The organism is Pandoraea sp. 64-18, assembly GCF_001899225.1.
GTDB lineage: Bacteria > Pseudomonadota > Gammaproteobacteria > Burkholderiales > Burkholderiaceae > Pandoraea > Pandoraea cepalis.
Genome location: NZ_MKVU01000012.1, coordinates 115,991 through 136,126, shown reverse-complemented (window position 1 = coordinate 136,126; position 20,136 = coordinate 115,991). Strand labels below are relative to the sequence as shown.

Sequence of the window (20,136 nt, the reverse complement as noted above, 5' to 3'; positions counted from 1 at the left end):
AATCGATATGACACGACCGCAATACATTCTGCTGCCGGTCAATCCGTACTTCATCGCGATCAGTCTCGTGGTGGCGTTTCTGGTCAACCTGATGCCGTGGGGCCACGCCCCCGCCATGCCCGACTTCGTCGCGCTGGTGTTGATGTTCTGGAACATCCACCAGCCGCGCAAGGTGGGCATGGGCGTGGCGTTCCTCGTTGGCCTGCTCATGGACGTGCACAACGCCGGCCTGCTGGGCGAGCACGCGCTCGCTTACACGCTGCTGTCCTACGGCGCGATCATGATTCACCGCCGTGTCCTGTTTTTTACGCTGCTTGGCCAGGCGCTGACGGTGCTGCCGTTGCTGCTGCTCGCGCACGTGGTGCCATTCATCATTCGTCTGGCGACCGGTGCGGCGTTTCCGGGCTGGTGGCCGCTCGCGGCGGGGTTTGTCGAAGCCCTGCTCTGGCCGGTGATCAGTATTCTGTTGCTGGCGCCGCAGAAGCGCGCCGTCGACCGCGACGACACGCGTCCGATCTGATGGGCCCCGTCCCCACCCGATCGCGCCACCGAGCCCTGCTTGCATGACCGAGTTCAAGAATCCCCAGCAACAACTGCAGACGTTTCATCTGCGGATCACAGCAGCTGCATTTTTCGTGCTGATCTGCTTTGGCCTGCTCGGCGTACGCTTCGTCTACCTGCAGGTCTTCCGCCATAACCAGTACGCGCTGCAAGCCGACGAAAATCGCGTCTCGCTCGCGCCGATCGTGCCCAACCGGGGCGTGATCATGGATCGCAACGGCGTGGTGCTCGCGCGCAATTATTCCGCTTACACGCTGGAAATCACGCCGTCGAAGATCGGCCGTCCGCTGGAAGATCTCATCACCGATCTGTCCGACGTGATCGAGATCACGCCGCGCGACCGCGCCCGCTTCAAGAAGCTCATGGACGACAGCAAGAGCTTCGAGAGCCTGCCGATCCGCACACGCCTGACCGACGAGGAAGTCGCGCGCTTCACCGCGCAGCGCTTCCGCTTTCCCGGCGTGGATGTGCACGCGCGGCTCTTCCGCCAGTACCCGCTGGGCGAGACCGCCGCGCACGTGATCGGCTACATCGGCCGGATCTCGCAGCGCGATCGCCAGCGGATCGAGGCGATGAGCGAAGAGAACGACAGCGACAGCGCCAAGTACGACATCCGCCGCGACGTCAACAACTACAAGGGCACCGATTACATCGGCAAGATCGGCGTCGAACAGAGCTACGAGACGCAGCTCCATGGCATCACTGGTTTCGAGGAAATCGAAGTCACTGCCGGTGGCCGCCCGGTGCGCACGATCTCGCGCACCCCGGCCACGCCCGGCGACAATCTGGTGCTGTCGCTCGACATCAAGCTCCAGCAAGTGGCCGAGCAAGCGTTCGCCGGGCGGCGCGGCGCCGTCGTGGCGATCGAGCCGAAGACGGGCGACGTGCTGGCGTTCGTCTCGGCGCCGAGCTTCGATCCGAACATGTTCGTCGAAGGGATCGACCAGCAAAACTGGGACGCCCTGAACAATTCGCCCGACCGGCCGCTGCTCAACCGTCCCTTGCGCGGCACCTATCCGATCGGCTCGACGTACAAGCCGTTCATGGCGCTCGCCGCCCTCGAACTGGGCAAGCGCACCACGAGCTGGGGCTTCCAGGACACGGGCGCATTCACCCTCGGGAACCACACGTTCCGCAACGACGTTCGCAACGGCCAGGGCTGGATCGACATGTACCGTTCGATCGTGGTGTCGAACGACACGTATTACTACATGCTCGCGCACGATATGGGCGTGAATGCGATTCACGACTTCATGGCGCCGCTCGGCTTCGGTCAGTTGACGGGCATCGACATCGAAGGCGAGGCGCGCGGCATTCTGCCGTCGACCGAATGGAAGCGCAAGGCGTACAAGAAGCCCGCGCAGCAGAAATGGTACGACGGCGAGACCGTCAGTCTGGGCATCGGGCAAGGCTACAACTCGTTCACGATCCTGCAACTTGCGCACGCGACGGCCACGCTGGCCAACAACGGCGTGGTGATGAAGCCTCACCTCGTGAAGGCCATCGAGGATCCCGTCACGCACGCACGCCAGCTCACCGTGCCGCACGAAAGCGCACGGCTGCCCTACAAGCAGGCGAACATCGATTTCGTCAAACGCGCGATGGTCGGGGTGATCAAGGAAGGCACCGGCCGTCAGGCATTCGCGGGCGCGCCGTACGAGGCCGGTGGCAAGACCGGCACGGCGCAGGTCTACTCGCTCGGCAAGAACGAGAAGTACAACCACAACGCTATCCCCGAATTCAAGCGCGATCATGCCTTGTTCATCGCGTTCGCCCCCGCCGACGATCCGAAGATCGCCGTCGCACTGATCGTCGAGAACGCGGGATGGGGCGCCGCACAAGCCGGTCCGGTCGCGCGTCGTCTGCTCGACTACTACCTCATCGACGAGCCGAAGGAGCGCGCCGCCGAAGCGGCGGCGTTGCAAGCGGCCGCATCGGGTCCGGGACCGGCATCGGGCGTCTCGGCCGTGTCCGCCGCACCTGACGCCGCCCCCGCCAGCGCTGCCGAACTGAGCGGGCGCACGACCGTGGCACGCGTCGCCCCGGTCGCGTCCAACGCGACGGCGAGCGTGTCGCGTACCGCCGACGGCAAGGCTTCCGCTGCCGGTGCACCGAAGCCCGCCCCGGCGCCGCATCGTCAGCCGGCCGTGAGTCCGACCGTCGCCGACGAAGCTCGCCATCGCGCGGCCATTCGCGCGCAAGGAGGAACGCCATGATGGCGCTCGACAAACATACGTGGAAACAGCAGGTGAAACGCCTGTTCGTCGGTTTCGACAGGCCCCTGGCGCTGATCGTCTTCCTGCTGTTGTGCGTGGGACTGGTCACGCTCTATAGCGCCAGCATCGATGTGCCCGGGCGCGTCGAAGACCAGATCCGCAACATCGTGCTGACGTTCATTCTGATGTGGCTGCTGGCGATGCTGCCCACGCAGACACTGATGAAGTTCGCGGTGCCGCTCTATACGGCCGGCGTAGCACTGCTCATTGCGGTCGCGATGTTCGGGCTGACGAAGAAAGGGGCGAAGCGCTGGCTGAACGTGGGGATGGTGATCCAGCCGTCCGAGATCATGAAGATCGCCATGCCGCTGATGCTGGCGTGGTACTTCCAGAAGCGCGAAGGCAATATTCGCTGGTTCGACTATCTGGTCGCCATGGTGTTGCTCGGCTTGCCCGTGGGGCTGATCGCCAAGCAGCCTGACCTCGGCACCGGCCTGCTGGTGGCCGCCGCCGGACTTTACGTGATTTATCTGGCCGGGCTGTCGTGGAAGCTCATTCTGCCGGTACTCGTCGCTGTCGTGATCGGCATTGGCACCGTTCTGGCCGTGCAGGACAAGATCTGTCAGCCGGGGGTCGAATGGTACTTCCTGCACGACTACCAGAAGCACCGTGTGTGCACGCTGCTGGACCCAACGTCGGATCCGCTCGGCAAGGGCTTCCACACGATCCAGTCGGTCATTGCCATCGGCTCGGGCGGCACAACCGGCAAGGGCTGGCTCAAGGGAACGCAGGCCCACCTCGAGTTCATTCCCGAGAAGCACACCGACTTTATTTTCGCGGTGTTCGCCGAAGAGTTCGGGCTGATCGGCGAAGCCGTGCTGCTGGTGCTGTATCTGCTGCTGGTCGCGCGCGGGCTGGTGATCGCGGCCTCCGGCGCCACCTTGTTCGGGCGCCTGTTGGCGGGGTCCGTCACGATGATCTTCTTCACCTACGCCTTCGTGAACATGGGCATGGTGAGCGGCATTCTACCGGTGGTCGGCGTTCCGCTACCGTTCATGAGCTACGGCGGCACCGCGCTGGTGACGCTCGGCCTGGGGATCGGCATTCTGATGAGCGTGGCGCGCGAGAAGCGCCTGATGCAAAGCTAACGGGCCGGCGCAGGGGACAGGGTGGGCGCGGGCCCCCGATTCATCGCATCGAGCTTGCCTTGGGCGGCCACGTCGCCCTGGGCGGCGGCCTTTTCGTACCATAGACGCGCACGTCCGAGATCTGGCGTCACGACGCCATAGCCCCGCTCGTAGTAGCTCGCCACGATGTACTGCGACGGCAGATCGCCACCGCGCGCGGCTTTCTCGTACCAACCAAACGCTGTCTTGTAATCCTTGGGCACGCCGCGCCCGATGAAATACTCGTTCGCGATGGCCGCCTGCGCCTGCACATGGCCCTGCTTCGCCGCCTTTTCGTACCAGAGATTGGCCTGGGGAATCGATTTTCCGACGACATAGCCGTCGTCGAACATCTTGCCGTAGACGTACTGCGCCTGGGTCATGCCTGCGTTCGCCGCGCGCTCGAGCCACTGCACGGCGCCGCTCGGATCGGGCGTGCCGCCCTCGCCGTTGAGAAGCATCATGGCGTAGTCGAACTGGGCGAGACGATTGCCCTGCTCGGCCGCCCGGCGAAACTCACCGAGTGCCTGCGACTGCTGGCCCGCCTCATAGTGCTGCACGGCCTGATCGGTCAGCCCCTGGGCCGGGGCTTGCGCGGCGGCTACCGCATAAGGAATCGGCTGGCAGGCCGCCCCCACCAACGTGGCGGCGAGACCGGTGAGCAGCCGGCGCATGGCGTAAGACGTCGACATCGCGAATCTCCCGAGACAGGCTTTGGACGTATTGTGCGCCAAATGGACAAGATGCGCCGGGGCGAATGCCGGCGCCGGTTTCGCCGCCGTGTTGACGATCGAGATCGCGTCGGCCAAGGTGAAAGCCCCGGCGTAGGGCCAGGGCTTGGATGGGCGGCAAGACGTCCGACTTACGGCTTGATGTACGCGTAACCCTTTTGCTGCAAGCGCGTGAGTTCGACGACACCGGACGGCGTGAAGTCCGCGTCGAGCACAAACTGGTCCTTCTTCAGGTTGCGCTGCTTCATCGTGATTTCACACACCTCGAACTTGACGCCACGCGCATGCAACGCCGCGATCAGCGGCCCGACGGTCGCGGCGTCCTTGTAACTTTCCATCAGGAAGTCGACCCCCTTCGCGTGCGCGACGACCACGATGTCGGTATCCGGCACCGTGTCGAGCTGGTTGCGAACGTTGCGCAAAGCGGCCAGCGCCTGTTGCTCGGCGTCGTTGATGTGATACACGACCTTGTCGCGCGCGAATGCCGGTGTGGCAGGCACGGCGAATGCCGCGAACAGGAATGCGGCCAGCAAGCCGCGCAGCAGCGTCTTCATTTGTGGAGTCTCCTATTGGTTACGTGGTGTCAGCCGCATCATAGCGCGTTGGCCCGCCCCAGGGCATCGCTCGGGCCCGGCGCGCCGGGCGTCACATCCCGCACCGAATACGGCGGCGGCCCCTCTCACCCCGCGTCGGTCTGCGTCGCGGCATCGAAACAGACCACTCGCTCCTCTCGCGCCGGAACGGGCAACCGCGCAGGGCCTGCGGGTCCCGAACTCACAAAATCTGCGCGCAATTCGCCGTGATCGAGCGGCGATGCGCTTAGCTGCCGCCGTGGGGGCACGGCAGCCACCGGTCGATTCACCACCTGATCCAGGGAATGCGGATTGCCGTGCGAATCTCGCCGCCGCATTGCGACAAGCTGTACCAAGGACTGCACGTTCTGCGCAATCACGTCGCTGCCCACTGAAATTCTAGTCATGCCAACTCCTGAAATGAAAAAACCCGCCAGACTCAAGATCTGGCGGGTTGGCACTTTCGGTCAGGTGGCCACTGGCCGCCGTCGAATTCGCCGGCGGGAGTGTCGAATTCGTGGCGGCGTGGGCGTCACCCCAGCGACGGGAGGACGCAGCATCAACGAAGATCTCGCAAGCGTCGAAGCGTATTACGCCGTGACTTCCGACCAGCAGTTCGGCGTCTCGTACAGACGCAGGCGCACCAGGCGCAAGTCGCGGCCGTAATGCGCGTCAAAGACGTGGCTCAGCGTGTCGAAGGCAGCCGCCGCCAGATTCTCGACGGTCGGCACCCGGTCGAAGACCACCGTCTTGTGGTCGGGCATCGTCTCGAGAAAATTGCGCACGGCCGTGTCGCCCTCATAAACGAGGAACGCGTGGTCCCACACCGACACGAGATGCTCATTGGCCAGGGCCTTCACGTCGGCGAAGTCCATCACCATGCCATTGTCGGAGGCCCCGCTCTCGCGGCTCACTTCGCCCGCGAGCGTGATCTCGAGCACATAGCGATGCCCGTGCAGGTTGCGGCACTGGCTTCGGTGGTCGGGAATGCGGTGGCCCGCATCGAATTCGAGTTTCCGGGTAATCGTAATCACGGCAACGGCTCAGGGAATATTCAGGTATTTGTGCGTCTGCATCGACAACGACCAGCGCGGATGCGCTTTGCAATAGTCGATCGCCAACTTCGTATTCGTGTCGCGCAGCGGTCCGTCCATCGGCTGGAGGTAGAAGTACTGGAAATCGAGCGCTTCGTACTCAGCCAGACGTTGGCGATCTTGCGGCACCACAACTTTCAGCTCATCGCCGCGCGTGACGATCAGCTCGGCATCGGCCTTCGGGCTCACGCACACCCAGTCGATCCCCTCGGGGATCGCTTGCGTGCCGTTGGTCTCCACCGCGATGCGAAAGCCCTCGGCGTGCAGCGCGTCGATGAGCGGCGCGTCGAGCTGCAGCAGCGGCTCACCGCCCGTGCATACGACGAACCGGTGGGCGCGCTCGCCCGCCGGCCACAACGCCACGATTTGCGCGACGAGATCGGCCGGCGTACGGTACTTGCCGCCATTCTCGCCGTCGGTGCCGATGAAGTCGGTGTCGCAGAACTGGCAGACGGCGTCCGCGCGGTCCTCTTCGCGGCCGGTCCACAGGTTGCATCCCGCAAACCGGCAGAACACCGCCGGACGTCCGGCGTTGGCGCCCTCGCCCTGCAAGGTGTAGAAGATTTCCTTTACCGCGTACGTCATGTTGCCCTCGATTCTCCCAGGATCAGACCGCGCTGCGATCGTGATCGTGACCGCGCGCGCGCCACTGCTCGAAACCGCGCTGGCGCAACTGGCAGGCCGGACATTCGCCGCATCCGTAACCCCACGCATGCAGCACGCTGCGCTCGCCCAGATAGCACGTGTGCGTGTCTTCGCGCACGGTCTCGACCAGCGCGTCGCCGCCCAGATCCTGCGCCATCTGCCACGTGTCCGCCTTGTCGATCCACATCAGCGGCGTCTCGACGATAAAACGTTGGTCCATGCCCAGATTGAGCGCGACCTGCAGCGCCTTCATGGTGTCGTCGCGGCAATCGGGGTAGCCCGAAAAATCCGTCTCGCACATGCCGCCGACCAGCACGCGCAAACCGCGTCGATACGCAATGGTCGCACCAATCGTCAGGAACAGCAGATTCCGGCCCGGCACGAAGGTGTTCGGCAGATGGTTTGCCGCCATTGCGATCGTGGTCTCGCGCGTCAGCGACGTCTCGCTGATCTGGCCCAGGATCGACAGGTCGATCATGTGATCGTCGCCGAGGCGCGGCGCCCACTGCGCAAACCGCGCGCGCAGCTTGGCCAGCACGTCGGTGCGGCATTCCAGTTCCACCCGGTGGCGCTGGCCGTAATCGAAGCCCAGCGTTTCGACGCGCGCATAGCGCGACAGTGCCCACGCGAGGCAGGTGGTCGAATCCTGTCCACCGGAGAACAGGACCAGAGCGGAATCAGTGCTTGTCGTCATGATCATGCGCTAGCAGTATCGCCCTCGCCGTCAGGGCGACGGGGGCCGGGGCACGCGCTTGCGGCCGCCCCTCGGGCAGCCCGCGTGCGGGATAGGTCACGCGATTGTGAACCGCGACGCCCGGCATGGCTATCGTCAGGGCGTGATACCCATCATCGGGCAGCGTTTTCGTTCAAACGCAAAAAGGGCTTGCGATGTACGCAAGCCCTTCGAATTTGGTGGCCTGGGTCGGAATCGAACCAACGACACGCGGATTTTCAATCCGCTGCTCTACCAACTGAGCTACCGGGCCAAGAGAAAGCGATTATAGAGACTGCCGACGCTTCGCGCAAGCCCTTCGTTGAAAAAATCCGCTGGAAAGCGGCGTCGCAGCGCGCTCGGGCGCGCCGCACCTCCGTCATGTCTTGCTCTTCGAGAGCTCCACGCCCAGTTGCTTGAGCTTGCGATACAGGTGCGTGCGCTCCAGGCCCGTTTTCTCGGCCACGCGCGTCATGCTGCCGTGCTCCTTGGCCAGATGGTAGGCGAAGTAGGCACGCTCGAACGCATCGCGCGCCTCGCGCAGCGGAACGTCGAACGAGATGTCGCCCGACATGCCCACCACCGCCCCCGCGACGCCGCCATCGAGATCGTGCGCGCCGAGCGGCGCGTGATGCACCGCCGAGCCGTTCAGGCCCCCGCCCACGTGGCGCGGTTCGCTCTCGCCGAAGACGCCCGCGTCAGGCGCGTCGTCATCGGCGGCGAATGCGCTGGGCGCGCCGCCAGACAGTTCGCGTTTGCCGCGCGCGAGCCCCTGCTCCACCGCCTGCAACAGCTTCTGCAGGGCAATGGGCTTTTCGAGGAAATTGAGGGCACCGATCTTGGTCGCCTCGACGGCGGTATCGATCGTGGCGTGGCCCGACATCATGATCACGGGCATCGTCAACAACTGCTGCGCCGCCCATTCCTTGAGCAAGGTTACGCCGTCGGTATCGGGCATCCAGATATCGAGCAGCACGAGATCGGGCGTGTGCGCGGCGCGAAAGGCCCGCGCTTCCTGCGCGTTCTCCGCGACCTCCACGACATGCCCCTCGTCGCTCAGAATCTCGGAGAGCAGCTCCCGGATCCCCATTTCGTCATCCACCACCAAAATGGTTGCCATTTACGCTACCTTCGTGTGTTCTGCCGGCTTGTTGCGCGACAGTTCCTGGTCGTCAGCCAATTGAGTAAACAAGATCGAAATCTGTGCGCCTGCACTGCCTTCGCCCTCGGGTAATGGCCGGTTGCGAATGTCGATGCGCGCCTGATGCTCGTCGATGATCTTCTTGACCATCGCGAGTCCGAGTCCGGTGCCCTTCGACTTCGTGGTCACGTAGGGCTCGAATGCGCGGGTCAGAATGCGCGCCGGGAAGCCCGGCCCGTTGTCCGTGATCGTCAAGCGCACTGCCGTGCGTTTCGGTTCGCCGGGCTGCATGTCCGTTCCTGCGTATTCTACTGTCTTCGTTTCCACCGTGATAAGAGGCTTTTCGGTTGCGCTGACGGCATCTTGAGCATTCTGCAGCAGATTATGAATAACCTGACGCAATTGCGTCGAGTCGCCGCGTATCTCCGGCAGGTCCGCATCCAGATTCGGACGAATCGCGCCGCGCCCTTCATCCACCCCGTATAACGTCAGCACCTCGCCGATCAACTCGTTGAGTTGCAGCGAATGCATGATCGCTGGCGGCAGTCGCGCGTAGTCGCGGAAATCGTCGACCATGCGCTTCATGGCCGCCACCTGGTTGACGATGGTCGTCGCGCCCCGGCGCAGCACCTCGGCATCGGCCGGCGGCAGCTTGTCGGACAATTTCATTTGCAGCCGCTCGGCGGAGAGCTGGATCGGTGTGAGCGGATTCTTGATCTCGTGTGCCAGACGCCGCGCCACCTCGGCCCACGCGACCGAACGCTGTGCCGAAATCACATCGCTGATATCGTCGAACACCACGACGTAGCCGCCGCCCGCACGCGTCGGCACGCCCGCCACCGCGACCATCGGCTCCGGCAAATGCGAACCGCGCACGAGCAGCGTCACGGCATCGGTCTCGCCCGGCAGCGTCAGACCGATCTGCTGCTGCCAGTGCCCGCCCGGGCCGAGATCGGCGTTCGCATCGCGATCGGCGAACGCGCGACGCAGCGTCTCACCAAACTCCACCAACGCCGGAATATGCGCAGGCGAGCGGTTCAGCTCACCCTGCAAGCTCTGCTTGAAGATACGTTCGGCGCCGGCATTGGCCGTCGTCAGGCGGAAGTCGCGATCGAAGACGAACACGCCGGCCGTGAGGCTCGACAGAATACTCTCCAAGTGCGCCTTCGAACTTTCAAGCGCCAGCCGATTGCGCTCGACCGTGGCGCGCGCGTCGGACAACTGACGCGTCATGGCATTGAACGCCTGCGTCAGGAAGCCCAATTCGTCGTTGGTGCGCATTTCCCCTTTCGGCGACAAATCGCCTGCCGCGACTTCCTGCGTGCCGCGTGCCAGCAGGAAGAGCGGCCGCGCGAGCTGGTTGCCGAGTGCTAGCGCGAGCATCATCGCCACGAACGTGGCGAGGAACAGCGACAGCGTCAGCGTGCCGATATACATCTTGCGCAGGCCCGTGCGGCCCAGCGCCTTTTCCTGATATTCGCGATAGGCGCTCTGCACCGCCTCGGCGTTCTGCGCAAGATTGGCCGGCACCAGTTGCGTGACTTGCAGGAAACGCTCTTCGTCTTGCAATGACGACGTGTACCCGGAAGGAATGCGGATCACCACGCGCCAGCGCAATTGATCGCGTGCCTGATGCTTGTCGTAGCCCTCGCTGCCGCCTTCGATGGCCGTATAGCCGCGCGACTGTGTGCGCGCCTGACGCAGCATGAGCGGCGTCGGCAGATCCGGCACCAGCGCATTGAAGCTGCCAGACGCCGACGCGAGCACACGCCCATTGCCGTCGACGATGGTCGCGTCTTGCAGGCCGAACTGGTCACGCATGCGCAGCAGCGCGAGCGTTCCCCCCTTGTCGCCGCTCGACGCAAGGTTGTCGGCCACGAGTTGCGCCTTGGCGCTGAGGTCCGACAGACCGTTGTTGAGGATGGCGCGTCCGAGTTCGAGGCCGGAGTCGAGCGCCGTCTCGACGCGCACGTCGAACCACGACTCGATGCTGCGCGAGACGAACTGCAGCGACACCAGATAGATGATGCCGCCCGGCAGCACCCCCACCAGCGCGAAGAAGATGGCCAGCTTGGCGAGAAGTCGCGTGCCGAAGCGTCGCTCGCGCAGCCGCGCAAGAATGATCCAGACGAGCGCACCGACGATGAAGACGAAGATGATCGCCACCGCGATGTTCGCCGTGTAGAGCAGCGAATAGTAGCGATCGAAGAATTCGGTATTGGCCGATGCCAGCGCAAGCAGGCCGAACAGCCCGATGGCCACGAGCGCCATCGTGACGATCAGCGTGCGAATGACGATGCGCTTGAGCAGGCCGCCGCCGTTACTTGACACGGGCGACTCCGGGCGGCAGCGCCGCGCTGAAGGCAAGTGGCAAATGGCCCCTCAGACGGAACGCATGATTCACGGGGTCGAGCGGCGTGCTCGTCGCTACGACCGGGAGCGCCGGAGCGCTGGCCGCCGCCGACGGTGGCGCGGGCGAGAACATGAAGCGCGCCCAGTCGGAGCTGAGATTCCAGTCGCGATTGTTGACCGCGTCGATCTGGAACGGCTTGGGCATCAGCGCATTGTCGAGCCGCATGCGTACCGAGGCCTGATATTGCGTGCCAGGTTTGACGACGCCCTTCTCGATGACGCGCCAACCGCTCACATTGCGCACGAGCGCGAGCGCCTCGCGCAACGAGCCGAAGCCAAGCTGCAATCCGCTGTTGCTGCTGTTCCCACTATTGCTGGAGACGCGATACTGACGCGTGAGCGGCTGGAACCACAACCGCACGCTCTGCGACGTGGTCACGACCTTCTCGTCGAACCAGTACCAGCGAGAGCGAGTGAGTTCGAAGTCGGTTGTGAAATAGAGCGAGATGCCGCGATTGACCGCGTCCTCCAGGCTGCTGTTGAGCTCAAAGGCAAAGCGCGCGTCGAGCAACCAGCCGCCCTCGGACGGCTCGAGCCGCGCTTCGCGCACCTGGATGTCATTTTCGGCGCGCGCGGGCGCAGCGAAGCCGAGCGCAAAAACGCACAGCAGCAGCGGCAGCAAACTGGCCAGTAGCCGTTGGGAAAAGGTCACCGTTTCTGGAAGCGAGCGTAATAGAAGCCGTCGTGGGCGCCGCCAGGGGTCATCAGCAATTGCCCGGGAGCGTCCAATCGTACCGCATCTGTGCGAATACGTTCAAACCATTGCGCTTGCTGCTCATTTTCCGCCGGGAAGATCGAGCACGTCGCATAGATCAACTCGCCGCCCACGGCCAACGTGTCCCAGAGCGCCAGCAAAATGCGCCGCTGCTCTTCGACCAGGGCCGCAATGTCGGCCCGGCGACGCAGCCAGCGAATATCCGGATGACGCCGCACGATGCCGGACGCCGAACACGGCACGTCCGCCAGAATGCGATCGAACGGCATGCCGTCCCAGCCGCCGCCAGACCACTTCGACGGTGTGCCGGCGTCGCCGATCCGCACGTCCGCACTGAGTCCCAGGCGCTCGAGGTTTTCGTAGATGCGCGGCACGCGCAGGCGATCCGACTCGAGCGCCGTGACTTGCACGTCGGCCATTTCCAGCAAATGGCCGGTCTTGCCGCCGGGGGCGGCGCACGCGTCCAGCACCCTCATGCCGGCACGCGGTGACTCGCCCAGCACGAGCGGCGCGGCCAGTTGTGCCCCGGCGTCCTGCACCGACACCCATCCGTCGGCAAAACCGGGCAGACGGTCCACCGGCACGGCTTGCGCGAGCCGCAACGCGACCGGACCGATGATCTCGGCGTCCATGCCCGCCGCCGCCAGACTTGCCTGCATGGCGGCCACACTGACGCGACGTGTGTTCACGCGCAGCGTCATCGGCCCGCGGCTGTCGCCGGCGGCGAGCAACGTCTCCCATTGATCGGGATAGCCTGCGCGCACGGTGTCGATCCACCACGCGGGGTAGTTCCAGCGGGCTTCGGGCTGCTTCGCGATCTCGGCCATCAGGCGCTCGCGCTCGCGCAGGAAGCGACGCAGCACAGCGTTGGCCAACCCCTTCGCGGCGACGGTGCGACGCTGCACGGCAATCGCCTCCACGGCCTGGTCGACGACCGTAAATTCGGTGTACGCAGCATCCTCGGCGGCGTCTTGCAGCAACGCCAATGCGCACAGCAGGATGTCGCGCACGCGCGCTTGCAGTGCGGGCTTGACGAGCAAGGCGAGCAACGCGCGGCTGCTGCCCAGCCGGCGCACGGCGCGGTAAGCGAGATCTTGTGCGGCGGCCCGCACGGTCGGTGCGCATTGCGTGGTGGCCTGGGCCAGCGCTTGCGGCAATGCGGTGCCCTTCTGGACGGATTCGAGGGCCTGCGCGGCGCGCTGCAGCGCATAGGCCAGGGATTCGGTGGGCAGACTCGATTGCGGCATGGGCTTTCTACAAACGAACATGCCCGCGCGACGGCGGGCATGGGAGATATCGGACGGCTGTCGGGCCACAGAATAGCAGACTGGTGATGCGCGCCGGACGGTGACGCCCGCGCCGGCGGGCGAGGCCATGGCCGGCGAGCTCAGGCCTCACTTTCGTGCATGCGGCGCGCGATCAGGCCGGATACTGCCCGGTGCGCGCCATCTCCATCAGTCGGGCGACGCGCTCCTCGGTCGCCGGGTGTGTCGAGAACAAATTCGCGATCGCGCCGCCGGACAGCGGGTTCATGATCATCATCTGCGCCGTGGCCGGATGCTGCTCGGCCGCCTCGAACGGAATACCCTGCGCATAACGATGAATCTTGTCGAGCGCCATCGCCAGCGACTGCGGGTCGCCGGAGATTTCCGCGCCGCCGCGGTCCGCCTCGAATTCACGCGCGCGCGAAATCGCCATCTGGATCAGCGAGGCGGCCAACGGCGCGAGGATCGCCACGGCAATGCTCGCGATCGGATTGGAGGGGCGGCCGTTCTCGTCGCGCCCACCGAAGAACATGGCGAAGTTGGCGAGCGCGGAAATCGCACCGGCCATCGTGGCGGAAATCGTCGAAATGAGAATGTCGCGATGTTTCACGTGCGCCAGCTCATGCGCCATCACGCCGCGCAGCTCTCGATCGGAGAGCACACGCAAAATGCCGGTCGTGGCAGCCACGGCCGCGTTCTCGGGATTGCGCCCGGTCGCGAACGCGTTGGGCGCGTCCTCGTTGATCAGGTAGACCTTCGGCATCGGCAGCCCGGCACGCTGCGACAACTCGCGCACCATGTTGTAAAACTGCGGTGCGCTTGTCTCGTCGACTTGCTGCGCGTTGTACATGCGCAGCACCATCTTGTCCGAGAACCAGTAGGAAAAGAAATTCATCGCCAGCGCGAACGCCAGCGCGAGCATCATGCCCTGCCTGCCGCCGATCATGCCGCCCACCACCATGAACAACGCGGTGATGGCCGCCATCAGCAGGGTGGTCTTCATCCAATTGAACATGGTGTTCTCCTCTGCAAATCTTGATGACCCGAGGAAACCACGCACTTTGCGTGTCCTCGGGCGTTAGATGGTGCCGGTCGTCAAAAATTCAACGGCAGCGGCGTTCGCATCGATACTTTTCAGACGTTCGCTGGAATTTCCCGCCGATTCCGTGACGTTTTACGATTTTTCCGTACGGTTTCAATGAACAGAACGGTCGATTCGGTCGATATTACTTCGCCGGCGGGTGGCCTGCCGCGAAAACATCGCCGGGCGCCAGTGCGAACCCCGCAAGGAATTCACGTACCGGCAGACGTTTGCCGCCCGGCTTCTGGCACTCGGTCACATGAAGCGCGCCCGCCCCGCATGCGACGACGATCGCGTCGGCGCTCACGTCGAGAACGGTGCCGGGGGCAGCCCCCGGCTTGCCCGCCACGGCGCACGCGCGCCACAGCTTGACGGGGGTGTCGTGCACTGTGCCGAGCGCCCCCGGGAAAGGATCGAACGCCCGGACCTGGCGCGCCAGTCCCTCGGCGGGTTTGCGCCAATCGAGCACCGCTTCCTGCTTGGCGATCTTTTCCGCGTAGGTCACCCCGGCGTCGGGCTGGGCAACACTCGGCAGATGCCCGTCGCGCGCGAGCTGACGCAAGGCGTCGACGATCAACTTGCCGCCAAGCGCCGCCATGCGGTCGTGCAGCGTCGCCGTGGTGTCGTCCGGGCGGATGGGCTCGGCCTCGCGCAGAATCATCGCGCCGGTGTCGAGGCCGGCGTCCATCTGCATGATAGTGATGCCGGTCTCGGCGTCGCCCGCCTCGATGGCACGATGGATCGGTGCCGCACCGCGCCAGCGCGGCAACAGCGAGCCATGAATGTTCAGGCACCCGTATCGAGGCAGATCGAGCACTTCCTGCGGCAGGATCAGGCCGTAAGCGGCCACGACCATGACATCGGGTGCCAGCGCGCGCAGTTGTTCGATGGCGGCCGCGGCTTCCTCCGGAAACTTGCCGTTACGGCGCAGCGACGCCGGCTGCGACACCGGCATGCCATGCGTCTGGGCGTATCGTTTGACCGGACTGGCGTGCAGCTTCATGCCGCGACCGGCCGGACGATCCGGCTGAGTGAGCACCAACTCGACAGGGAAGTCAGCGGCGTCGATGGCGGCAAGCGCGGTTTGTGCGAATTCCGGCGTACCGGCGAAGACGATGCGAAGCGTCATGACGAACTTCCTTGGGCTAACGCGATAACTTATTTGACGGTGCCGGCGGCGGACGCGGCCACCGCAGTCGAAGGCGCCACGAAGGCGCGGAAGCGCTCGTTGGTATCGCCTGCACGGCCGCCCTGCCAGATCTCACGCCAGCCGTCCGGCGCGGGGATGCGCGCGTTGGCCTTGTCGAGCACCAGCAGCACGTCGCAGCGCGACGCATCCGCCAGATCCGGAAGCTGTACCGGACGCACGTCGATGAAATAGTCGAGCATGGCGCGCTCCGACTCGCCGACGTTGAACGACCCGACGCATCGGGTCGCCAATGGCGTGCCATGTGGCGCCGCATGGGCAAGCGACTCACGCAGTCCCTCGAACGGCGTGCGGTAGCTGCGAGCCTCGTTGATCCAGGGCAGCAACAGCGTGGAAAGCGTTCCCCAGACGAACATCAGCCCGGCGAAACCGAAGACCAGGGCACCGAGCTGACGGCGGTGCACGATGGCACTCACCCACAACGCGGCGACGACAACCGCCGCGAGCACCAGCCCCGGCGAGAACGGCAGCACGTAATCGAGAGGCAGCCACTTGCCGATCGGGCCCGCGGCGACGTGCCCGTTCCCGGTCAGTTGCAGCCCCCAACGCACCCAGAGGAACAGTCCCAGCGCACTCATGAGCACGAGCGCCACGCCCGACCACGCCTTCTCGAGCCACGTTGGCAAGCGTGCGTTCGCACCCAGCACCGCGATAGCCGGAAAGAGCGGCAACATATAGATGTCGCGAATGGCCGACGACGCGACGAGCGTCGCCACGAACAAGCCGGCGTACAGCCAGAGCATGGCCTGCTCCGGAAAATCGATCACGTAACGCCGTAACCCGCCGCCCTGTCGCAGTTGCGCGATCAGCGCGCCCAGCGCGAGCCAGCCCGCCGGAAAGGTCAGCCCGATCAGGCTCGCGAGATCGCTGCCATAGGTCGTGCGTTCTCCGCCGAGATGGACAAAGCCGAAGAACCGACCGAAGTTGTTATCCCAGAACCACTCAATGAAAAGTGGCTCCGAGGCATGCCAGAACAACGCAGGCCAGATCACCAGCCACGGCAGCGACGCCAGCACCGCCCAGCCGAGCGCCCCCGCATAGCGGCGCGTACGATACGCCGGCACGGCGAGCACGACCAGTGCGGTGAGACCCAGCACACCGGGCACCAGCAGGCCCTTGCTCAGAAAGGCAATACCGGCGCCCGTGCCAAACAGGAGTCCCCACAAGCGCGACGAGTTCTCGGCTTTCGCCAGACGGGCCAGCGCCGCCAGCGCGAGCGCGGCGCCTGCCAGTTGCGGCACATCCGCCGTCAGTTTGTGAATGTTCTCGATGGCCCCGAAGCTGCCGACCATGAGCATGGGCGCGAGCCAGTTGAATGTGTCCGTATTTTGCGTATCCGCAGGGCCGTAGAGGCGTTGCGCCAGCCGGCCGACGCAGATCACCGCAACGACCAGCCAAGCGAGCACCGCGAGCTGGGCCGCATCGAAGACCGGCAGCACACCGGACGCCAGCCGAGCGAAGAACGCGCCCGTCCAGTACATCACGGGGGGCTTCTCCACGAACGGATCGGCGGCCACGTGCGGCACGACCAGATCGTGGCCGCGAAAGAAGTTGAGCACCATGCCTACGGAATACGGCTCGTCGGCTTTCCAGGGGTCGCGGTCGAACAGGCCCGCCAGCAGGAAGGCAAACAGGAGCGCGGCGCTCAGCCAGTAGATCGTGCGGGTGCGGGAGGACGACGAAGCGATGGCGATGGACATCTCGGCAAACAGTCGGGAGTTGGCCCGACGGCAGACGTTCGATGACGCCCCGTCGCAGCGGCAGAAAGCGGACACACGCGCCCGCGAGCGCTGCAAGTATAGAGGACTTTACCGGCCGCGCCCACGCTGGGCGCCGCCGGAGTGGTTCAGGCGCGTTCGACCTGTTTTTTCATCTTTTGCTTGATGCGGTTGCGCTTGAGCGGCGAGAGATACTCGACGAACACGCGGCCCTTGAGGTGATCCATCTCGTGCTGGATGCACACGGCGAGCAGGCCGTCGGCGTCCAGTTCGAACGCCTCACCCTGCTCGTTCAGGGCGCGCACGCGCACGCGGTCGGCGCGCTCGACTTCGTCGTAGATGCCGGGCACCGAGAGGCAGCCCTCTTCATAAACCTTCTGTTCGTCGCTGCGCCAGACGATCTCGGGATTGATGAACACGCGCAATTCGTCGCGCGTTTCCGAGAGATCCATCACGATGACTTGCTCGTGCACGTCGATCTGCGTGGCCGCGAGGCCAATGCCGGGGGCGTCGTACATGGTCTCGGCCATGTCCTTGACGAGCTTGCGGATCCGATCGTCGACCTTGGCAACCGGCTTGGCCACCTTGTGCAGACGCGGATCGGGATATTGAAGAATTGTCAGTAATGCCATGATGAAAACGGGAATTCGCCGCATTGCCCTGCGAGTGGCCGTGAACGCACAATCCTGCGATGGCAGCTGCGTCGCGATGCTCGCGCCGCAGGGGATATCCGCCTTGGCCCCCCGGTCAATGCTTACCGGATGATGAAAAATTTTAGCATAGCGCCCCTCTCGACGCTGACGGCGGGCCACGCGCGCCCCGCCCGAGCCTCTTGCGCCGAGCCCTGTCCCGAGGCCCGTTCTGACGTCATGTCCCGCGAAAGCGCCCTTCACACCGACGCCACGCACGATAGCCCTCATATCGGGGCCGACCGCGCGGAAATCAAGGACTGGCTGCGGCTGTGCCACACGCCCGGGGTACCCCCGGCTGCGGTACGGCGTCTGCTGAGGGCATTCGGGGTGCCTGAAGCGATCTTCCGGGCGTCGCGCGCCAGGCTCGCTGGCGTGCTGCCGGACACGCTCGTGGACAGGCTGCTCGCGCCGATGTCCGCCGAGTTGACGGCACAGATCGCCGGTACCGTCGACTGGGCCAGTCGTCCCGGGTGTGCGGTCGTCACGTTGTCCGAGCCGGCCTACCCGCGTGAGCTGCTGACGCTTGGCGACGCCCCCCCAATCCTGTATTGCCGCGGCGATGCCGGTCTGCCAAACCGCGCCGGGGCCATTGCGGCGGCGCTTGTCGGCAGCCGCCGCGCCACGCCGCAGGGACGCGACAACGCGCGACACTTCGCCCGCGCGCTCGGCGACGCGGGCGTGACCGTCGTGTCGGGGCTGGCGGCAGGCATCGACGCTGCCGCGCACGAAGGCGCGCTCGAGACGGCGGGCGGCACCTGCGCCGTCGTGGGCACGGGGCCTGATCTCGTCTACCCGACGCATCATCGCGACTTGGCCGAGCGCATCGCTGAGCGCGGCCTCGTGCTGTCCGCGTTCCCCGTGGGCACACCACCGCGTGCCGATCACTTCCCGCGGCGCAACCGGCTGATTGCCGCGCTCGCACGGTGCACCGTGGTCGTCGAGGCCACCACGCACTCGGGATCGCTGATCACAGCACGTCTGGCAGGCGATCTGGGCCGAGACGTGCTCGCCGTGCCCGGCTCGATCCACGCGCCGCAAAGCCGCGGCTGCCACACGTTGATCCGCGACGGTGCCACGCTCGCGACATCGCCCGACGACGTCTTCGAAGCCTTGGGCATTGCGCCGCCCGCGCCGAGCGTGGAAACGCTCCCCCTGTCGGACAGGGGAAGCGCGGGAAATGCGCGCAAAAGCGCACATGGCGGACAGGCCCGTGTATCGAGGCGCCCGCCGTCCGACGGCGCGGCGACCGATCCATTCAGCATGGCGGAGACCGTGCGCGCCAGTGGCCCACCGACGGCCCGCGCCACCGTGGCGACGCCCACCGCCGCGCCCCCCGGCATGGCAGCAGTCCTGGAAGCGCTGGGGTATGATCCGGTCAGCGCGGACACCCTTTGCGGGCGCACCGGCCTGGCGATCACCACCGTGCTTGCGCATCTGAGCGTGCTTGAACTCGACGGCCGGATCGCCCGACTGGCCGGCGGACGATTTGCCCGGCAGACCGACCGGGGCGTACGCTGACGAATGCCCGGGTCGCCGAGGCCGATGCCTGAAATGCGCCGGTCGCCGCTGCGCCCCCTCCCAATTCCGAGATACCGACATCACCGACACCATGCCCGTTTTCGATCCTGTGGCCGACCGCTCCGCGCTGGCTGCCGCGCTGGCCGATGGCAACACGCGTCTCGTGGCCTGCATGTGCGCGGCGTGGTGCGGCACCTGCCGCGAGTATGCGCAGGCGTTCGAGCAATTGGCGGCCCGCCATCCGGCGCTGTGCTTCGTCTGGGTGGATATCGAGACGCACGCCGACTGGCTCGACGATCACGACATCGAGAACTTTCCGACCCTGCTCGTTCAGGATGCGCAGCAGCCGGCGGGACAGGCCCGTTTTTTTGGCCCAGTGCTGCCGGCCGTCGGCATTCTCGAGCGTATGCTCGACGCGCGAGTGCTGGGCGACGCGACGGTGGCCGCCCCTGCGCTGCGCGAGCACCTGCTTGCCGGATAGCCCCGTCGGAGCCGACCGGCAAGCGCATCAGGCAAAGCGCGACGCCGTGTCGCAGCGGTGGGGCCGCGCCGCCGGGCCTGCGCTTGCCGCCGGCTTGCGACGCGCTTATGATGTGCCGCTTTCAGGCATGCCTTGTGCCCGATCCGACGGCAACGCCGGACTGGCTATATGTTATAAAGCCAACGAATGTCGCTTGCCGACGCCCCCTC

17 protein-coding genes, 1 tRNA gene and 1 pseudogene are annotated in these 20,136 nt (G+C 65.3%); 5 read left to right on the top strand and 14 right to left on the bottom strand.

Features of this window, described 5'->3' with window-relative positions:
• Positions 1–7 precede the first annotated feature (7 nt).
• From mreD to rodA, 3 genes are read left to right on the top strand one after another with little or no spacing between them, the layout of a single operon-like run.
• Positions 8–520, top strand: a complete 513-nt coding sequence (gene mreD / locus BGP02_RS09105) for a rod shape-determining protein MreD (RefSeq protein ID WP_286798386.1) — start codon at positions 8–10, stop codon at positions 518–520.
• A gap of 43 nt (positions 521–563) precedes the next feature.
• Positions 564–2,777: a penicillin-binding protein 2 gene (gene mrdA / locus BGP02_RS09100; protein ID WP_286798385.1), complete on the top strand. Its 2,214-nt coding sequence runs from the start codon at positions 564–566 to the stop codon at positions 2,775–2,777.
• Entirely contained in the window at positions 2,777–3,925 is a 1,149-nt protein-coding gene (rodA, locus tag BGP02_RS09095) for a rod shape-determining protein RodA (RefSeq protein ID WP_286798495.1), read from the top strand. The genes mrdA and rodA overlap by 1 nt, the downstream gene beginning before the upstream one ends.
• Here rodA and BGP02_RS09090 read toward each other — a convergent pair.
• From BGP02_RS09090 to def, 14 genes and pseudogenes are all read right to left on the bottom strand, one after another.
• A complete protein-coding gene (locus tag BGP02_RS09090) occupies positions 3,922–4,635 on the bottom strand; it encodes a tetratricopeptide repeat protein (RefSeq protein ID WP_157211336.1) in 714 nt (237 codons plus the stop codon). The genes rodA and BGP02_RS09090 overlap by 4 nt on opposite strands.
• A gap of 170 nt (positions 4,636–4,805) precedes the next feature.
• Positions 4,806–5,228: a DsrE family protein gene (locus tag BGP02_RS09085; RefSeq protein ID WP_017231977.1), complete on the bottom strand. Its 423-nt coding sequence runs from the start codon at positions 5,226–5,228 to the stop codon at positions 4,806–4,808.
• Positions 5,229–5,836: 608 nt separating this feature from the next.
• Positions 5,837–6,277 (bottom strand): 6-carboxytetrahydropterin synthase QueD, encoded by a 441-nt coding sequence (queD, locus tag BGP02_RS09080; RefSeq protein ID WP_425494863.1) that lies wholly within the window; start codon positions 6,275–6,277, stop codon positions 5,837–5,839.
• A gap of 12 nt (positions 6,278–6,289) precedes the next feature.
• Entirely contained in the window at positions 6,290–6,925 is a 636-nt protein-coding gene (queE, locus tag BGP02_RS09075) for a 7-carboxy-7-deazaguanine synthase (protein ID WP_017231980.1), read from the bottom strand.
• A gap of 22 nt (positions 6,926–6,947) precedes the next feature.
• The gene (gene queC, locus BGP02_RS09070; RefSeq protein WP_017231981.1) at positions 6,948–7,685 is read right to left on the bottom strand and encodes a 7-cyano-7-deazaguanine synthase QueC; all 738 of its coding nucleotides are present in this window, start codon (positions 7,683–7,685) and stop codon (positions 6,948–6,950) included.
• Between the two features lie 210 nt (positions 7,686–7,895).
• A tRNA-Phe gene (locus BGP02_RS09065) sits at positions 7,896–7,971 on the bottom strand.
• A 105-nt stretch (positions 7,972–8,076) separates the two neighbouring features.
• Positions 8,077–8,817 (bottom strand): response regulator, encoded by a 741-nt coding sequence (locus BGP02_RS09060; protein ID WP_261939409.1) that lies wholly within the window; start codon positions 8,815–8,817, stop codon positions 8,077–8,079.
• On the bottom strand, positions 8,818–11,109 hold the full coding sequence (locus BGP02_RS09055; protein ID WP_254440897.1) for a sensor histidine kinase: 2,292 nt from the start codon (positions 11,107–11,109) through the stop codon (positions 8,818–8,820).
• Positions 11,110–11,308: 199 nt separating this feature from the next.
• Positions 11,309–11,902 (bottom strand): annotated as a pseudogene (locus BGP02_RS09050) (DUF4390 domain-containing protein); the annotation flags it as partial.
• The gene (gene rsmB, locus BGP02_RS09045) at positions 11,899–13,212 is read right to left on the bottom strand and encodes a 16S rRNA (cytosine(967)-C(5))-methyltransferase RsmB (protein ID WP_017231985.1); all 1,314 of its coding nucleotides are present in this window, start codon (positions 13,210–13,212) and stop codon (positions 11,899–11,901) included. The pseudogene BGP02_RS09050 and the gene rsmB, both read right to left, overlap by 4 nt.
• Before the next feature lie 172 nt (positions 13,213–13,384).
• Entirely contained in the window at positions 13,385–14,245 is an 861-nt protein-coding gene (gene htpX, locus BGP02_RS09040; protein WP_017231986.1) for a zinc metalloprotease HtpX, read from the bottom strand.
• Between the two features lie 211 nt (positions 14,246–14,456).
• Positions 14,457–15,440: a methionyl-tRNA formyltransferase gene (gene fmt, locus BGP02_RS09035; RefSeq protein WP_150562017.1), complete on the bottom strand. Its 984-nt coding sequence runs from the start codon at positions 15,438–15,440 to the stop codon at positions 14,457–14,459.
• A 29-nt stretch (positions 15,441–15,469) separates the two neighbouring features.
• Positions 15,470–17,218 (bottom strand): ArnT family glycosyltransferase, encoded by a 1,749-nt coding sequence (locus tag BGP02_RS09030; protein ID WP_286798384.1) that lies wholly within the window; start codon positions 17,216–17,218, stop codon positions 15,470–15,472.
• A 146-nt stretch (positions 17,219–17,364) separates the two neighbouring features.
• The gene (gene def / locus BGP02_RS09025) at positions 17,365–17,868 is read right to left on the bottom strand and encodes a peptide deformylase (RefSeq protein ID WP_026131609.1); all 504 of its coding nucleotides are present in this window, start codon (positions 17,866–17,868) and stop codon (positions 17,365–17,367) included.
• A gap of 237 nt (positions 17,869–18,105) precedes the next feature.
• Between def and dprA the strand changes: the two genes are divergently transcribed.
• Positions 18,106–19,446, top strand: a complete 1,341-nt coding sequence (dprA, locus tag BGP02_RS09020) for a DNA-processing protein DprA (protein ID WP_286798383.1) — start codon at positions 18,106–18,108, stop codon at positions 19,444–19,446.
• Between the two features lie 91 nt (positions 19,447–19,537).
• Positions 19,538–19,927, top strand: coding sequence for a thioredoxin family protein (locus BGP02_RS09015; protein ID WP_150562014.1), 390 nt, complete (start codon positions 19,538–19,540; stop codon positions 19,925–19,927).
• Positions 19,928–20,136 lie beyond the last annotated feature (209 nt).

Excerpts from the sequence above, each read along its gene's own strand:
- mreD (WP_286798386.1), top strand. The coding sequence starts at position 8 with ATGACACGACCGCAATACATTCTGCTGCCGGTCAATCCGTACTTCATC.
- mrdA (WP_286798385.1), top strand. The coding sequence starts at position 564 with ATGACCGAGTTCAAGAATCCCCAGCAACAACTGCAGACGTTTCATCTG.
- rodA (WP_286798495.1), top strand. The coding sequence starts at position 2,777 with ATGGCGCTCGACAAACATACGTGGAAACAGCAGGTGAAACGCCTGTTC.
- BGP02_RS09090 (WP_157211336.1), bottom strand. The coding sequence starts at position 4,635 with ATGTCGACGTCTTACGCCATGCGCCGGCTGCTCACCGGTCTCGCCGCC.
- BGP02_RS09085 (WP_017231977.1), bottom strand. The coding sequence starts at position 5,228 with ATGAAGACGCTGCTGCGCGGCTTGCTGGCCGCATTCCTGTTCGCGGCA.
- queE (WP_017231980.1), bottom strand. The coding sequence starts at position 6,925 with ATGACGTACGCGGTAAAGGAAATCTTCTACACCTTGCAGGGCGAGGGC.
- queC (WP_017231981.1), bottom strand. The coding sequence starts at position 7,685 with ATGATCATGACGACAAGCACTGATTCCGCTCTGGTCCTGTTCTCCGGT.
- BGP02_RS09060 (WP_261939409.1), bottom strand. The coding sequence starts at position 8,817 with ATGGCAACCATTTTGGTGGTGGATGACGAAATGGGGATCCGGGAGCTG.
- BGP02_RS09055 (WP_254440897.1), bottom strand. The coding sequence starts at position 11,109 with ATGGCGCTCGTGGCCATCGGGCTGTTCGGCCTGCTTGCGCTGGCATCG.
- rsmB (WP_017231985.1), bottom strand. The coding sequence starts at position 13,212 with ATGCCGCAATCGAGTCTGCCCACCGAATCCCTGGCCTATGCGCTGCAG.
- htpX (WP_017231986.1), bottom strand. The coding sequence starts at position 14,245 with ATGTTCAATTGGATGAAGACCACCCTGCTGATGGCGGCCATCACCGCG.
- fmt (WP_150562017.1), bottom strand. The coding sequence starts at position 15,440 with ATGACGCTTCGCATCGTCTTCGCCGGTACGCCGGAATTCGCACAAACC.
- BGP02_RS09030 (WP_286798384.1), bottom strand. The coding sequence starts at position 17,218 with ATGTCCATCGCCATCGCTTCGTCGTCCTCCCGCACCCGCACGATCTAC.
- def (WP_026131609.1), bottom strand. The coding sequence starts at position 17,868 with ATGGCATTACTGACAATTCTTCAATATCCCGATCCGCGTCTGCACAAG.
- dprA (WP_286798383.1), top strand. The coding sequence starts at position 18,106 with ATGTCCCGCGAAAGCGCCCTTCACACCGACGCCACGCACGATAGCCCT.
- BGP02_RS09015 (WP_150562014.1), top strand. The coding sequence starts at position 19,538 with ATGCCCGTTTTCGATCCTGTGGCCGACCGCTCCGCGCTGGCTGCCGCG.